Annotated in this window: 12 protein-coding genes; 9 read left to right on the top strand and 3 right to left on the bottom strand. The window is 50.4% G+C overall.

Features of this window, described 5'->3' with window-relative positions; translation table 11 throughout:
* Position 1 precedes the first annotated feature (1 nt).
* On the bottom strand, positions 2-196 hold the full coding sequence (locus ACCI49_RS01490; protein ID WP_371837199.1) for a hypothetical protein: 195 nt from the start codon (positions 194-196) through the stop codon (positions 2-4).
* Positions 197-313: 117 nt separating this feature from the next.
* Between ACCI49_RS01490 and ACCI49_RS01485 the strand changes: the two genes are divergently transcribed.
* Genes ACCI49_RS01485 through can form a run of 6 tightly spaced genes read left to right on the top strand, consistent with a single transcriptional unit; the run spans position 314 to position 8,566 of the window.
* A complete protein-coding gene (locus ACCI49_RS01485; protein ID WP_371837198.1) occupies positions 314-4,066 on the top strand; it encodes a nitrate reductase subunit alpha in 3,753 nt (1,250 codons plus the stop codon).
* A gap of 2 nt (positions 4,067-4,068) precedes the next feature.
* Positions 4,069-5,616 (top strand): nitrate reductase subunit beta, encoded by a 1,548-nt coding sequence (gene narH / locus ACCI49_RS01480; RefSeq protein ID WP_371837197.1) that lies wholly within the window; start codon positions 4,069-4,071, stop codon positions 5,614-5,616.
* Positions 5,617-5,635: 19 nt separating this feature from the next.
* The gene (gene narJ / locus ACCI49_RS01475) at positions 5,636-6,358 is read left to right on the top strand and encodes a nitrate reductase molybdenum cofactor assembly chaperone (RefSeq protein ID WP_371837196.1); all 723 of its coding nucleotides are present in this window, start codon (positions 5,636-5,638) and stop codon (positions 6,356-6,358) included.
* Positions 6,318-7,052, top strand: coding sequence for a respiratory nitrate reductase subunit gamma (narI, locus tag ACCI49_RS01470; RefSeq protein WP_371837195.1), 735 nt, complete (start codon positions 6,318-6,320; stop codon positions 7,050-7,052). The genes narJ and narI overlap by 41 nt, the downstream gene beginning before the upstream one ends.
* A gap of 52 nt (positions 7,053-7,104) precedes the next feature.
* A complete protein-coding gene (locus ACCI49_RS01465; protein ID WP_371837194.1) occupies positions 7,105-7,935 on the top strand; it encodes a peptidylprolyl isomerase in 831 nt (276 codons plus the stop codon).
* A gap of 1 nt (position 7,936) precedes the next feature.
* Positions 7,937-8,566, top strand: coding sequence for a carbonate dehydratase (can, locus tag ACCI49_RS01460; RefSeq protein WP_371837193.1), 630 nt, complete (start codon positions 7,937-7,939; stop codon positions 8,564-8,566).
* Positions 8,567-8,584: 18 nt separating this feature from the next.
* Here the strand turns inward: can and ACCI49_RS01455 are convergent, their stop codons facing one another.
* A complete protein-coding gene (locus ACCI49_RS01455; RefSeq protein ID WP_371837192.1) occupies positions 8,585-8,824 on the bottom strand; it encodes a hypothetical protein in 240 nt (79 codons plus the stop codon).
* Between the two features lie 555 nt (positions 8,825-9,379).
* On the opposite strand from ACCI49_RS01455, the gene ACCI49_RS01450 reads away from it, so the two are divergent.
* The 3 genes from ACCI49_RS01450 to ACCI49_RS01440 all read left to right on the top strand — a co-directional run bounded on the left by ACCI49_RS01450 (position 9,380) and on the right by ACCI49_RS01440 (position 12,453).
* Positions 9,380-10,042, top strand: coding sequence for an FkbM family methyltransferase (locus ACCI49_RS01450; RefSeq protein ID WP_371837191.1), 663 nt, complete (start codon positions 9,380-9,382; stop codon positions 10,040-10,042).
* Between the two features lie 960 nt (positions 10,043-11,002).
* Positions 11,003-11,467 (top strand): PraA/PraB family alkane oxidation protein activator, encoded by a 465-nt coding sequence (locus ACCI49_RS01445; RefSeq protein WP_371837190.1) that lies wholly within the window; start codon positions 11,003-11,005, stop codon positions 11,465-11,467.
* A 515-nt stretch (positions 11,468-11,982) separates the two neighbouring features.
* Complete coding sequence (locus tag ACCI49_RS01440; protein WP_371837189.1) at positions 11,983-12,453, top strand: PraA/PraB family alkane oxidation protein activator; 471 nt, start codon at positions 11,983-11,985, stop codon at positions 12,451-12,453.
* Positions 12,454-12,994: 541 nt separating this feature from the next.
* Here ACCI49_RS01440 and ACCI49_RS01435 read toward each other — a convergent pair.
* Positions 12,995-16,054: a TonB-dependent receptor gene (locus tag ACCI49_RS01435; RefSeq protein ID WP_371837188.1), complete on the bottom strand. Its 3,060-nt coding sequence runs from the start codon at positions 16,052-16,054 to the stop codon at positions 12,995-12,997.
* Positions 16,055-16,640 lie beyond the last annotated feature (586 nt).

Raw genomic sequence — 16,640 nt, 5'->3', positions numbered from 1 at the left:
TTCACTTCCCCTGCGGGCGGCTGCGGGTGGCATGCCCGTATTGTGCCGCCGATTGGCGCTCAAATTTGGGAGTACCACCAAAGAACGCTAGTTTTGCACAAAATTCAACCTGCTGCTCGTCTTTTGAGTGGAGGCCCAGCCACTCCGGGGCTTTCACGCAATTCTCGCCATAGGCTGCCCCTTTTTTCCTACCCATTCAGGGGTAGTTCGACGCTTTTCTACCCCTTTTTGGTCAGGTGATCCCCACAAGACACACTTTTATATTCCCGCAAAACCGATGCTTTAACCGCATGCCGATGCCCTGGAGTACCGCATGAGCCATTTCCTGGACCGACTGAAATACCTGAAGAAACAAAAGGAACCTTTCTCCAAAGGACACGGAGAGAAGACCAACGACGACCGGAGCTGGGAAGATGGCTACCGCCGCCGCTGGCAGTTCGACAAGATTGTACGCTCCACCCACGGGGTGAACTGCACCGGCTCCTGTAGCTGGAAGATCTATGTTAAAGACGGGCTGGTCACCTGGGAGACCCAGCAGACCGACTATCCGCGCACCCGCCCGGATCTGCCCAACCATGAACCCCGCGGCTGTCCGCGTGGTGCCAGTTATTCCTGGTACATGTACTCGGCGAACCGCCTCAAGTACCCGAAGATCCGCAAACGCCTGGTAAAACTGTGGCGCGAGGCCAAGCTTCAGCACAGTGATCCGGTGGAGGCCTGGGCGAGCATTGTAGAGGACCCAGCCAAGGCGAAATCCTACAAAGAGCGTCGTGGTATGGGCGGCTTTGTACGTATCAAGTGGGACGAAGCCAATGAGCTGATCGCCGCCGCTAACGTCTATACCGCCAAGAAGTACGGCCCCGACCGGGTCTCCGGCTTCTCGCCAATCCCCGCCATGTCCATGGTGTCCTACGCTGCTGGCGCACGCTACCTCTCCTTGATTGGTGGTAACTGCCTGAGCTTCTATGACTGGTACTGCGACCTGCCGCCCGCCTCACCGCAGATCTGGGGCGAGCAGACCGACGTGCCCGAGTCCGCCGACTGGTACAACTCCAACTACCTGATCGTGTGGGGCTCCAATGTGCCGCAGACCCGTACCCCGGATGCCCACTTCCTCAGCGAAGTGCGCTACAAGGGTGCCAAGACCTGTGTGATTACCTCTGACTATTCGGAGTGTTCCAAGTTTGGCGATACCTGGCTGGCTCCACGTCAGGGTACCGATGCGGCCCTGGCCATGGCCTTCGGCCACGTGATCCTGAAGGAATTCCACGTTGAGAAACCCAGCGCCTACTTCACCGAATATGTGCGCACCACCACCGATATGCCGATGCTGGTGACCCTGGAAGAGCGCGATGGCAAGCTGGTACAGGGCCGCTTCCTGCGCGCCTCTGACTTAGCCGATAACCTCGGCCAGGATAACAATCCCGAGTGGAAGACTATCGCCATTAACCACGATGGCCAGCTGGTTTCCCCGCAGGGTTCCGTGGGTTATCGCTGGGGCGAACAGGGCAAGTGGAATATCGAGCAGCGCGATGGCCGCAACGGCGAAGAGGTGGAGCTGAAGCTGAGCCTTAAAGACTGCGCCGATGAGATTGCACAGGTAGCCTTCCCCTATTTTGGTGGCCAGAGTCACGAACACGACTACTTCCAGCACACCGATCACAGTGAAGTGATCGACTACAAGGTGCCGGTGAAATTCGTGCAAAACAAAGACGGCGAGATTCTCAAGGTAGCCAGCGTCTATGACCTGACTCTGGCCAACTACGGTGTTGAGCACGGCCTTAATGACCCCAACTGTGCGCAAAGCTACGACGAAGACAAGCCGTATACCCCTGCTTGGCAGGAAAAGGTCACCGGTTGTCGCCCGGAAAATGTGATTCAGGTGGCGCGCGAGTTCGCCAACACCGCCGACAAGACCCGCGGACGTTCCATGGTGATTGTGGGCGCTGCGCTCAACCACTGGTATCACATGGACATGAACTACCGCGGCCTCATCAACATGCTGATGATGTGCGGCTGTATTGGCCAAAGTGGCGGTGGCTGGGCTCACTACGTGGGTCAGGAGAAGCTGCGCCCGCAGACCGGCTGGACCCCGCTTGCCTTTGCACTCGATTGGCAGCGTCCACCGCGCCATATGAACGGCACCTCCTTCTTCTATAACCACGCCAACCAGTGGCGTTACGAGAAGCTGGAGATGGACGAAGTGGTGTCGCCACTGGCCGACAAGAGCAAGTGGCAGGCTTCCATTATCGACTACAACAGCCGCGCCGAGCGCATGGGCTGGTTGCCGTCCGCACCTCAGTTGGGAATGAACCCGCTGCAGCTGACCAAAGATGCTGCCGCCGCAGGTATGTCTACCAAAGACTACACCGTGCAGCAGCTCAAGCGCGGCGCCCTCAAATTCGCCAACCAGGACCCGGATAACCCGCAGAACTACCCGCGCAATATGTTTATCTGGCGCTCCAACCTGCTCGGTTCCTCTGGTAAGGGCCATGAGTACATGCTGCGCCACCTGCTCGGCACCAAACACGGTCTGATGGGTAAGGATCTGGGTGAGGCCGGCGGCAAGAAGCCGGAAGATGTAGCCTGGCACGACGCGCCCAGCGAGGGCAAAGTAGATCTGCTGGTGACATTGGACTTCCGTATGTCCACCACCTGTCTCTACTCCGACATAGTGCTGCCGACCGCTACCTGGTATGAGAAAGACGACCTCAACACCTCCGATATGCACCCCTTTATCCACCCGCTCACCAAGGCAGTGGACCCGGCCTGGGAAGCGCGCAGCGACTGGGAAATCTTCAAAGGTGTAGCAAAGAAATTCTCCGAGCTGACCGACGGGCACCTTGGCGTGGAAAAAGATCTGGTGACCCTGCCGATCCATCACGATACCCCGGGAGAGATTGCCCAGCCATTTGGCGTGAATGCTTGGTGGAAAGGCGAGTGCGACCTGATCCCCGGTGTTACTGCGCCGAGCATGATCGAAGTGGAGCGCGATTATCCCAACACCTACAACCGCTTTACCTCCATAGGTCCGCTGCTGGAAAAACTCGGCAACGGCGGCAAGGGCATCAGCTGGAACACTGATGATGAAGTGGACTTCCTCAAGAAGCTCAACCGCACCTGGACCGAAGATTCCGCACGCGATGGCCGCGCACGTATCGACAGCGCGGTGGATGCCGCAGAGATGATCCTGTCACTGGCACCGGAAACCAACGGCCAGGTGGCAGTGAAGGCATGGGAAGCGCTGGGCAAGGCTACTGGACGGGATCACACCCATCTGGCCAAGCCTAAAGAAGACGAGAAGATTCGTTTTAACGACATCGTTGCGCAGCCGCGCAAGATCATCTCTTCACCCACCTGGTCTGGCCTGGAAGATGAGCATGTGAGCTACAACGCCGGTTACACCAATGTGCATGAGTTGATCCCCTGGCGTACCGTGACCGGCCGTCAGCAGTTCTATCAGGATCACGAGTGGATGCGTGATTTCGGCGAAAACCTGTGTGTGTACAAGCCGCCGATCAACCTGAAAACCGTACAGCCGGTACTCAACCAGAAATCCAATGGTAACAAGGAGATCCTGCTGAACTGGATCACTCCGCACCAGAAGTGGGGTATTCACAGCACCTACTCCGACAACCTGCTGATGCTCACCCTGTCCCGCGGTGGCCCCATTGTGTGGATGAGTGAGAACGACGCCAAGTTGGCGGGCATCGAGGACAACGACTGGATTGAGATTTTCAACGTCAACGGCGCCATTGCTGCCCGCGCAGTGGTATCCCAACGGGTGCCCGACGGCATGGCCATGATGTATCACGCCCAGGAGCGCATCGTGAATACGCCGGGCGCGGAAACTACCGGCACTCGTGGCGGTATTCACAACTCAGTGACCCGTGCGGTGATGAAGCCAACCCATATGATCGGTGGCTACGCGCAGCAGTCCTACGGCTTTAACTACTACGGAACCGTGGGCTGTAACCGCGACGAGTTCGTGGTGGTAAGAAAAATGAACAAGGTTGACTGGCTGGACGGCGAAGATGTTAAAGCGCCGGCACGTGAGGAGGTGTAGCAATGAAAGTTAGAGCCCAGATAGGTATGGTGCTGAACCTCGATAAATGTATCGGCTGTCACACCTGCTCAGTGACCTGTAAAAATGTGTGGACCTCCCGTGAGGGGGTCGAATATGCCTGGTTCAACAACGTCGAGACCAAACCCGGCGTTGGCTATCCCAAAGAGTGGGAGAATCAGGATAAGTGGAACGGCGGCTGGATACGCAAGAACAACGGCAAACTGCAGCCGAAGATCGGCAGCCGCCACCGCGTGCTGGCAAATATTTTCGGCAACCCGGATATGCCGGAGATTGACGACTACTACGAACCGTTTGACTTCGACTACCAGACCCTGCACAAGGCGCCGGATCAGAAGCACCAGCCGGTGGCCCGCCCGCGCTCACTGATCAGTGGCGAGCGCATGGAGAAGATCGAATGGGGCCCCAACTGGGAGGAAATCCTCGGCACTGAATTTGAAAAGCGCAAGAAGGATAAGAACTTCGAGCAGGTGCAGGCCGACATCTACGGTGAATTTGAAAACACCTTTATGATGTACCTGCCTCGCTTGTGCGAGCACTGCCTCAACCCCGCCTGTGTGGCCTCTTGTCCCAGCGGCGCTATCTATAAGCGCGAGGAAGACGGCATCGTCCTGATCGACCAGGACAAGTGCCGCGGTTGGCGCATGTGTGTGTCCGCCTGCCCCTACAAGAAGATTTATTACAACTGGAAAACCGGTAAATCTGAAAAATGTATCTTCTGCTACCCACGTATCGAGGCGGGCCAGCCCACTGTCTGCTCCGAGACCTGTGTAGGCCGTATCCGCTACCTCGGTGTGTTGCTGTACGACGCAGACCGCATTGAGGAAGCGGCAGCGATAGAGGATGAAAAAGCCCTTTACCAGGCCCAGTGCGATATCTTCCTCGACCCCAGCGACCCCAAGGTGCAGGAGGCCGCGCGCGCCGAAGGTATTCCGGAAGCCTGGCTTGAAGCTGCGCAGAAATCCCCGGTTTACAAGATGGCCATCGACTGGCAGATCGCCCTGCCGCTGCACCCTGAGTACCGCACCCTGCCCATGGTTTGGTATGTGCCGCCGCTGTCACCGATACAGAACGCGGTACAAGCTGGCCAAGTGGAAACCGTTACCGTAGGCCGTGGCGCTGAGATTCCGGATCTCTCCACTCTGCGCATTCCCCTCAAGTACCTGGCCAATATGCTGACCGCTGGTGATGAGAAACCGGTGGCCCGTGCCCTGGAACGCATGATCGTGATGCGCGCTTATATGCGCGGTATCCATGTAGATGGGGTACAAGAGCGCGAATTGCTGGAAGAGACGGGACTGACCGTGGCCCAGGTGGAAGAGATGTACCGCTATATGGCTCTGGCCAACTATGAGGATCGCTTCGTAGTGCCCTCCAGCCACAAGGCCTATGCAGAGAACGCCTACGACATGAAATCCTCCTGCGGCTTTAGCTTTGGCAATGGTTGCGGCACCGGCAACGACAGCACCAATATCTTCGGTGGCAAGCAGCACGCGGTGCGCGAAGTAATCCCGGCCAAAGTCATCGACTGAGGCCGAGGGGAGAAAACTGATGAAAGTGTTAAATCTGATTGCCCGCCTACTGGATTACCCGTCCGATGAGCTGGTAGCCAATCTGGATCAGCTGACCAACTGGGTGGCGGAATCTGACGACCTGGATGCGTCCTTGCGCGACCTGCTGTTGCTGTTCATTTCCCACTACGAGCGTATGGACGCGCTCGATTGGCAGAGTGAATACGACGGCCTGTTTGAGCGGGGGCGTGCTGTGTCCCTGCATATTTTCGAGCATGTGCACGGTGAATCCCGCGATCGCGGCCAGGCCATGGTCGATCTGATGGCCCGCTACCGCAGTGCCGGACTGGAACTGAGTGAGCGGGAACTACCGGACTACTTGCCCACCTACCTGGAGTTTTGCGCTACCCAAGGCGAGGAAGCCTATGGCTGGGTGCACGATATCACTCATGTGATCGCACTGCTGAGTGCGCGCTTATCCAAGCGAGAGAGCCCCTATCACCTGTTAATGGATGCGCTCTTGCAGATGGCCGGGGTTTTTGTAGACCTGGCCGCGCTCAAGGAGGAGGTTGCCAATGAAGAGCGCGACGATACCCCCGAAGCGCTGGACAAAATCTGGGAGGAGGAAGTGGTGAGTTTTACCGGTACCAACCAGTGCGACCAGTCAAACTCGCGGCCCAGTACAGCGCAGTTGCGCGACAGCCAGCCCCTCACCTGGGCTGATGCCGCGCAGAATTCCGCCCAGCCTGCACTACAGGAGTAACAAGATGAACTATCTGAATACGCTGCTCTTTGCCATCTATCCGTTCGTCGCCCTCACGGTATTTTTGGTGGGTAGCCTGATCCGCTATGACCGCGACCAATACACTTGGCGCACCGGTTCCAGCCAGCTATTGGAGCGCAAGCAACTGCGTATTGGCAGTTACCTGTTCCATATCGGCGTAATCGCCATCCTGGCGGGCCACTTTGTCGGCCTGCTGACTCCCAAGGCGGTGTGGCATTTCCTCGGCATTGAAGCTTCCACCAAGCAGATGATGGCTATGGGTGTCGGTGGTTTCTTTGGGGTGATCTGCTTTATCGGTCTCACTATTCTGGTCAAGCGCCGCCTCACCAACCCGCGGGTGCGAGCCTCCAGCACCAAGATGGATGTGACCATATTGCTGATGCTCTACGCCCAATTAATCCTCGGATTGATCAGCATCCCGGTATCCTCAGGCCACATGGACGGTGCAGAGATGCTCAAGCTGATGGCCTGGGCCCAGTCCATCGTCACTTTCGATGGCAGCTCCGCCGCTGCGGCCATTGCTGACGTGAACATTATCTACAAGCTGCACATTCTGCTTGGCATGACACTGTTCCTGCTGTTCCCATTCAGCCGCCTGGTCCACGTGTGGAGTGTACCGGTGCAGTATTTCCGCCGTAATTACCAAGTGGTGCGCGCCAAAGCGGCACGCTAAGCCTGAAACCATTAACCTGGCCCGCTTAGCGGGCCCAGTGTGGAGTTGAGTCATGAGTGCATTACTGACCTCCGACGCCGCCGGGCGCGAGTTTGAACTGGCCGAAGCGGTAGCCGTTAATGGCAGGGAAATACCCGCAGATCTGATTTATCAGGAAATGCAGTACCAGCCGGCTAAATCGCCGCGCCAGGCTATCTACCGCGCCGCGCGGGCCCTGGTAATTGGTTGGCTGTTGCGTGAACGCGCCGCGGGGCGGGGCTTGTGTGCTGCGGATGAGGATCTGCACAGTGAGGCCTTCGACCGCGCAGTAGCAGACCTGCTCAAGGGAGAGTTGCAAGTGGGTGAACCGGAAGAAGCCGAGTGTCGCGCCTACTTCGAATCCCACCCGCATAAATTCCGCTCCGATCCCCTAGCTGAGGTGCGCCACATCCTGCTGCCGGCAGCACCGGACGACACTGCTGCCTGTGCCAAAGCCCGTACCGATGCTGAGACCCTGCTGGAGCAAATCCGTACTGATGCCAACCCGCTGCAGGTTTTTGCGCGCCTGGCCCAGTCCCATTCCGCCTGCTCTTCTGCTGAGGCTGGCGGTAGTCTCGGTCAAGTGGGACGCGGTGATACCGTGGCCTCCTTCGAGCGTGCGGTGTTTGCCCAGGAGGGTGCCGGCCTGGTGCCGGAACCAGTGGAGACCCCCTACGGTGTGCACCTGATTTATGTGGAACAGTGCGAGCCGGGCCGCCCGCTGGAGTACGAGTATGTTGCCGAGCGAATCCGGGATTATCTGCTGGAGAAGCGCCGCCGCCAAATGACCAGTGACTACCTGCAGAAAATGGTAGAGAGTGCACAGATCTCCGGTCTCGACCTGTCCCCCGAGGGGGCACATTGAGATGGCGGAAATTCGCCAGCTGTTTGCGCGCAACCGCGCTTGGGCTCTGGATCAGACAACACAAGATCCGGAATTTTTTGAGCGCTTGAGTCGTCTGCAGGTACCCAAGTACCTGTGGATTGGTTGCTCAGACTCCCGCGTGCCAGCCAACGAAATTGTGGGCATGGCGCCGGGAGAACTGTTCGTGCATCGCAACATTGCCAATGTGGTGGTGCATACGGATTTCAACTGTCTGTCGGTGCTACAGTACGCGGTGGAAGTGCTCAAGGTCGAACATGTAGTGGTTTGTGGCCACTATGGTTGCGGCGGTGTACAGGCAGCCATGGGCCACAGCGAGTGTGGCCTGGTGGATAACTGGCTGCGCCATATCAAGGATGTCTACGCCCGCCACCGGCAGGAGCTGGAATCCCTCGATACGGAATCGCGCGCGGCGCGCCTGTGCGAATTCAATGTGATGGCGCAAGTGCAAAACCTGGCCATGACCAAGATAGTGCAGCACGCCTGGGACAGGGGGCAGCGCCTCAGTCTGCACGGCTGGATCTACGATATTTGCGACGGCCTGATTCGCGACCTGGGTATGCGTATGGACGACCGCAGCCAGGTGCCGGAGATCTACCACGTCTCGCCCTAGATATCGCCACGGGAGCCACTATAGTCCCTCAGTGCTGTTGTCACCCCATATCTTTATCTTTCCACTCTTACCGATTTCCTGCCTCGGCGTAGCCTGAATTCCCCAAGGTTTTTTCTCCACCGTAAAGAAGTTTTCTATGGCGGTGTCGATACTGTGAATTAGCTCGAGTACATCACCAGTACCAATATCATACATTTCTAGAAGACGACGAAAATTAAAAATTCTTATCTCATCAGGGATGTTTTCAGCAAGCGCCACCCCTACATGCTAACGCATAGAATCCATTTTTATAAAATGCGCCTTACATTGCCGGACTACTGACATTGCTAAACAGCCGTAAGCAGTGAATGTACAGTAAGAAGTATGCGGAATTGGCTGACTGCCCTTAGGGTAACAAGATGCGATGCGCCCTTACGGATGATCACAAACTAGGAGGCATTGCATCAGCGCCAGAGGTCTTTCTCGGCGGGATTAGTAGTGCTTGCTACAGTATAGGACTTTGGTAAAAATGACTTAATGTATGTTTATAGGTAAGCTTGGCGAAAGGATAACTTGTCTCCTTAGGCTTGGAATTGTTCAGGGTTTCCCTAAATTTAAAACTGTAGTCCTAATCTTTTTTAAAAAAGCTCAGTTTTGACAAAGCTCTGCTGACTTTATAGGATGAAATTCTATTGAGGTGTTGCTCATTAACTGAGAAGTTGGAATTTTAAGAATCCTGTATGATTTATGGGCATATGAATAGTAGCTTCTGCAGTTTATATTTTAGAGTCCTTAATGGGGTTCGTTGAATTATTCAGTTTGTGGAAATTTTAAGTGAAAAATGAAAGTAAAGAGTTTGCCTATATTCTATTAGAGAAAATCGGGCGAGCGAAGCATGTAGTCGAAGTTGGAGCGTATAAACCAGAGCATTTAATTTGCTTGCCCTTGATTTTTGATACAAATTGCAGGGTTCAACTTATAGAACCCAACCCAAAGGGTATTAAGGAATTGCGGAAATATTTTTCGAATTTTTCTAATATAGAAATTTATGAGTGTGCAGTATCCGATACTAAAGAGAAATTAACATTAATTGTTCCAGATATTACGAAGAATAACCCTGATGCCGAAGCATCAGCCTTTTTAGGTCAGCAGGACAGTTCCCCCTACAGGTCTAGGGAAGCTCACGGTCAAGTTGAAAAGCTAACTCCAATCGTAGTTGCCGCAGAAACATGGGATAACTTTGACGATGGAACTATTGACGGATTGGTTGTTGACACTGAAGGATCTGAATGGACTGTCATCAAGCAGCTTAAGAGCCGCCCAAAAGTAATATGTATTGAAATGGAAGGCCCCTGTGGTTACAAAAATCCAAATTACAATAAAATTATTTCATGGATGAACGACAATGATTATGACTTATATAGAATTGAAAAGGTGCGCTGCCTAGAAGGGGAGGTCCCCACAGATTACATTTACATTAGGAATGACTTGAAATAGTTCGGGGGAAGTATCAAAAGTTTGACGCGGTTCGAGAGTGTAACTAATTCTGTGTTATAGCGCCTGCAAGTTGTCTACGAGGGTATATGATTCTGTGGAACTGCTCTTGTGTTAGCCAGCGAGTGACATGCCAAATTCGATTATAAATCGGTTCAATGCCAGCTTTCAGTTGCGGATTGATATAGCCCACTCTCTTCGAGGCGACCTGTATGGCCAAGTGCCAGAAATCTTTCTTGTCCATGAAATATTTTTCTGGACACCCACTAAAGAAAAAGCTTAAGACGCCATACCCATTGACACAATACAGAGACCACAATAAAAATACTGGATATTAAAACAGACAGATCTCTATCCCATGACCCAGCCACACGGCTGATAAATCTCTCTCAATATAGCAGCATACTATTACTGTGTCTCCCGCTGTGTGCGCACGGCGTTCCTTTGTGGAAAAGATACTCAATCTGGGAGGGGTGATCTTACCCAGAACTTCGCACTTATTCCTCCGTGACTCACAGAAAATCATTTCGCGCACGGCCTACCTTGAGAAAGATGTGCCACATACGATGTACTGGCGCACAAATCTTCCCCTGGTTTTCGACCTCCCAATCTATGGGTGTCCAAAATTGCTTATCCAAGATTGCTTAAGCACTTCCGATATTTAGCCTCAGATAAAAAATGATTCAAATTGGCATCAATTACCACACGTCTACAAATTAATGATTAAAACTGGCACCAAATACCACGCGCATAAAATTTTTCATCCCCCCGAACTGGCGGGAGAAGCGACTTATAGAAGCGGAGAGGGGAGGATTTGGAAAATAACGATCAATGTAGTTCTAGTGAACCCAATTTTTCGCTTCTCCAGCGATGATTAATGCAGATGCATTACCCGATAGGGCGGATACCCAGTGTATTCACACCCCTATCTGTTTTAACTATTGCAAATAGGAAATAATTAACATGAAAAAGATCCTTACCGCACTCACCCTGGCTATTGCCAGCACCGGCGTTGCTGCCGATAGCTGGTCACCGCAGGGTGCGATTGGCCTGGCCAATGTCGGCAATATAAAAGTATCTAAAGGTATAGACCTTAATTGTGCTCTATCCGGCAGCGCTACTGTAGATGCCGCAGGTAATGCCTCTGTGGGCAGCCTGTCACTGTCAACTGGTTTCCTTTGCTCCAATGTTGACTTTACCAATCTGCCATATACATTGGTAGGTAATGCAGGCAATACAGTCACCCTACAAGACGTGACCGTTACAGCCATTACAGGTAATTGTTTTGGTGATATTACCGGTAATTTTAACCAGGCTACCGGAGAAATTACTTTTAATGCAGCACAGCTTCCAGCTGTTGGCTCTGGTGCCGACTGCGAGATAACAGGTACTATCTCCACCAACCCTCAGGCTTCTTTTGTACCCTAATCGGCCCTAAAAAATCTGATATCCAAAGAGAGCAGCCAAAAGTTATCGGCTGCTCTGCTTTAGAACCTCCCCCTTATTCAAAAAATCACAGGCTGAATATTTTTAAGTATTAATTATTATCCAGAACCAAATCAATAGACACTACTTTAAATACATATAAACCATTCACTTACAAAATAACCAGACTATATTTTAGGCAACACAGTTTGACACTTTAAGCCCAGCCCTAAAATATTTGTTCCCTTCCGATATTTAGTCTCGCATCTAAAATTGATTATATCTGTCACCAAATACCACGCGTATTCAAATTTGTATCCCCCCAAACTGGCGGAAGAAACGTCTTGTAAAGTGGAGATAGGAAGATCTGGGAAATAAACATTAATACAGTTTTAGTGCCCCCAATTATTCGCTTCTCCAGCGATGATTAATGCAGATGCATTACCTGATAGAGGGTGGATACCCAGCGTATTCATCCCTTTATCTAATTTAACTATTACAAATAGGAAGTAATGACCATGAAAAAGATTCTTATTGCACTTACCCTGGTTATTGCCAGCATCGGTGCCGCTGCTGATACCTGGTCACCTCAGGCTACAATTGGCCTGGTAAATGTTGGAACTAGAAGTATAGAAGTATCTGGAGGTTTAACCTTTGCTTGTAACCTATCCGGCAGCGTTACTATAGATGCAGCAGGTAATGCCTCTGTGGGCAGCCTGTCACTGATAGAAGGTTTCGCTTGTCCAGCAATTTTTTTTAACAGTCTACCCTATACAATGGTAGGTAATACAGACAATACCGTTACCCTACAAGAAGTGAACATGTCAGGAGTTACTGGCCATTGCTTTGGTGATCTTACCGGTGATTTTAATCAGGCTACCGGAGAGCTTTCTTTTAATAATGCAGTACTTCCAAATGTTGGCACTGGTCTGGACTGCAAGATAAGTGGTACTATCTCCACCAATCCTCAGGTATCTTTTGTTCCCTAAGTGGCCCTAAAAAGTCTGATATCAAAAGTAGAGCAGCCAGAAATTACCGGCTGCTCTATTTGAGAGTCTCTCACTTATCCAAATGTCATAGGATGAATATCTTTAAATATTAATTTTTATCCGAAACTAAATCACTCATCCTCCGCTTTTAATACATCTACCACAACCTAACCCTTTCACTGCTAGAAATTGGCAATCCCAAGAATAAAACAAATATACATTCAGATATTTTTTATCAATAACTATTTATCGAGAGATTGCATAAACTTGCACTTTAGGCTCAGAGTTACTTTAGATCTTAAAGAGTAGATAATGCAGGAGGATCTCAGGAGTTTTAGGAGTAACGTCGAGAGTAAGTGTTATTGAGAGGTGTATAACCAGCCCCGCAAACCACTATCAACCGCCCGCTATGCGAATGCTTGATGGTTTACACAAATAGAAAGAAGAGTATTAAAAATTGGCAGTACTACCAAGGTGTTGTCAAACTGAAGCCCCAGTAAGGCACTATAGACCTATTAGTGCCTTACCAGGAATATGAAAATCAGAAACGCTTATTTAGACTAAATCCTATAATACGCGGGTCCAGGGTAAATACATTGGTCGTAAGTCCGGAATCATCACTATTAGTAAATGCGCCTGTGATAGGCGTATCATCAAAGATATTCTTCACATATAGCTGCATTTGCAATTCCGAAATAGGATGGGTCAGGGTCACTGATGCATTGAAGTTATCCCAAGCTTTTAAACGGTCATACTCGGTATTATATACCCGCGCGTAACTCTCTGACTGCCGATAGTAATCGGCACGTAAAGCTAACTCCCAATCTGCCAATGGAATAACATGCTCCACAGCAAGATTAAACGTTAAATTAGGGGAGTTCGGTAACTCATTACCGCCTAGATCTGCAGAAAAGCCACGTCCACCATTAGGCGCATCAGTTAGAGGATTATACTGACCGTCCTCATAGCCAAGGGATGCTAAATCCATCCATTGATTCCAATAAAAATTCGTCTCAATGTCATCTGAGTAGCTGCCATACTGTGATGAGCCTGCACAAAGAGCCCAAATAGGTAGTGGATTAGCGTTACCTACTAAAGTCAGAGCTTGTTCAACTATATCTACTGGAGCAATACAGTTAGAGGGCACCTGTAAGCTGGGACGTAACACAATCCAATCTTCATTCCCTTGGGTCCGATCCATAACATCTATAGATTCCTCCCCTTCTGCAATGCGGGTTTTCAGGTAGCCCACATTCATATTCACCCTGGTGTTTTCGGTCATTTGCCAGGCTAGCTCCAACTCCAGGCCCATACTTTCTGCATCAAAGTTTTCATTTAATGCGATACGGTCAACAATCTGGGAGACTTGGTAGTCGGTATAGTCATAATAGAAGGCGGTTGCATTTAAATTTAAGCGGCCATCCAGCAAAACATTCTTGGTACCAAATTCAAGGGAATTTACAAATTCCGGCTCAAAAGTGTTAGGCAATGGCTGGTACTGCACCCGCGCTGGATCAATCTCTGCTCGTGGTGGATTGGAGCCGCCCCCTTTATAACCGTGGGCAAAAGAAACGTAGAACATTGTATCATCGGTAAACGGGGTATCAGTACGCCAGTCCAGCACCGCCCGCCCGGTATACTCCTGCCAACCCTGGGAAAACTCCTCCCCTTCAGGGTATCCCATATGCGTATAGCCACCAGAGGTGCTACCTGTTTCAATAACACCGTCTTCTTCATCATAATACGTGCCTAGTAATAACTGGCTGGGTACTGGGGTGGTTGTTTTTTCATCATCGGTATAGCGCAGGCCTGTGGTAAGCTTCACATCGTCCGTAATTTGCCAATACGCTTCACCAAATACAGCCCAAGAGTTAGTTTCTACCAAGTTACGGCTAAGGAAGTAGTTATGCCCCATTTCATCAATATTATCTAACGAGTTCGGGTCCACATACATACATTCACCGCCTGCAACATCAGTAGGGTCGGTGCAATTAACTGTAATTAAATTACCATCCTCATCTGTTGAATTGCTGTAAACATATTCAGCAATCATGGTAAATAAATTATTAAATACGAAGTAATCATCCTGGGTTTTAAAATCCAGGTAGTTGGCACCTACTGCAAAATTCCACGGACCATCAAAAGCTGTCTGTAAGCGGAATTCCTGGCTCCATTGTTTGTTATCGGATCGGCTAATATCTACTGCCAGAATACCGTCAGAAGGCCCCAACTGTGGATCGGTATAAATGCCCCCTGGCGAAATCGCAACATCTGGATCTATTCCATATTCATTAGAATCAGAAAAAAGTGCATTTGATACATAACGATTGTAATCCTGTGAGGAGTAGTAATCGTCTTTTGCATATGTAGTTTGAGAATAGAATGTCAGTGAGTCTCCCAAACCCCACTCAAAGTTCAGCTGGATTAAATCGTTTTCCGCACGAAAAACTGGATCATAGCTGGTGGCTATTTCACGTAAATCCTTTGACTGCTCAACCCCCGAATAAGGATCCAGCCATGATGATAAATCCGGATTGTCCTTAAAAAGAGGGTACCCTGCAAAAATCAATCCCTGAGCGGTTACAACATAAGCAAGACCACTTCCATTTGGTGTGCCATAGGCAGCATCGTTATATAACGATCCTGCTACACACCCTTGATTTAAAAGTGCTGTGCCTAAACTTGATACCTCTGTCTCTCCAACCATGGTAGTACCTGGATCAGCAGTACAAAGCTGCTTTCCAGTACGGGACCGCTTATCATCTTCCTCAAAGTGCTGCCAAATTAAATTCGCACTAAAATTATCACTGGGAGTCCATTCAAAAATGGCACGGGTGGAATAGAGATCCCGGTCATTAACATCATTTTCAGTATAGGTATTGTAATCAAAGCCATCCCGCTTGGTCATGGCACCAGAAAAACGGAAGGCCATAGTTTCACCCAGTGGTATATTCAACATACCCTTGGTGCGCTTACTATTATAATTGCCCACTTCCATCTCAATTTCTGAGGCAAATTCATCTTCCGGCATAATTGGTAACATATTAACCACACCGGCGGTGGCGTTGCGGCCATATAATGTGCCCTGGGGCCCACGCAGAACCTCTACCCGCTGTACATCAAAAAATTCCTGCTCAAACAGACGGTTCCTGATTAAAGAGGCATTATTAAAGCTTACTGCAACAGCAGGGTCACTACTGGCCGAGATTGACTGTGTACCCACCCCACGAATAGAGAAATTGTATGAGCTAAAGTTTGTTTTGGAGAAGTTAACATTAGGAATGGCCCGCAACAGTTCATTCCCCCCCTCAATCTTTAAAGCATCCATGTTATCCCCAGATAATGCAGAAACCGCAATTGGTACATCCTGAATGCTTTCCTCCATTTTTTGCGCGGTAACCGTAACTTCTTCAATTGCTGAACCAGAATAGTCACCGGGCTCGTCCGCTTGTTGTTCCTGGGCAAAGGCTGTCACGGGTGCGGTGCTTATTACCAGACAGGCAATCGCCACACTGTACCAGGGGGTTGAATAATCGCTAGAGTTTGCGGTGGGGATTGCTTGCGCAATCAACTTTTTTTGCTTACGAAGGCTCATCATCATAATACTGAGTCTCTCTCTTATCTCTCTATTATTTTTATGCAGGCCTAAAACAACCTTCTCTCAGGCCCAACTAGAGTAAGGACGCAAGAAAATGATAAGAGGGGGGATGAAAAACTAAAAAAAAGTTAAAAAATTTTAGTTTTTTTAAGTGATGCACAAAAATCGGACACAATTGAAGCCTGTATTGTCGATTAACGCGCCTGAATGGTTGGTCAGTATGAGTATTTCATTTATAGACACCGACTCAAGAAAAATTTTAAGGCGTCACACCCACTGACACATTACAGAGACCACAGTAAAAATATTGGATTTAATATCGTTAAATCCCTATTCCATGACCCAGCCTCGCTGCTCACAAACCTCTCTCAATGCAACACCCTATTACACACGGTGTCTGCCGCTGTGTACACAAGGTGTTCCTTTGTGGAAAAGATGCTTAATCTGGGGGATATGAGCACCGACGCCAGGGAATTGAGACCAGGGTGCAAAAACTGACTGGTGTCTTTGCGTTCGATATTGCAGCTTATGCTGTGATAAGCAATCACTAACATATTGTGTACTATATCGATGCTAAGACAGCCAAAAC

It is taken from the genome of Microbulbifer epialgicus, assembly GCF_041447265.1.
Taxonomy (GTDB): domain Bacteria; phylum Pseudomonadota; class Gammaproteobacteria; order Pseudomonadales; family Cellvibrionaceae; genus Microbulbifer; species Microbulbifer epialgicus.
The sequence above is the reverse complement of the archived record's forward strand: the minus strand, read 5'-3'. Positions and strand labels throughout refer to the sequence as shown.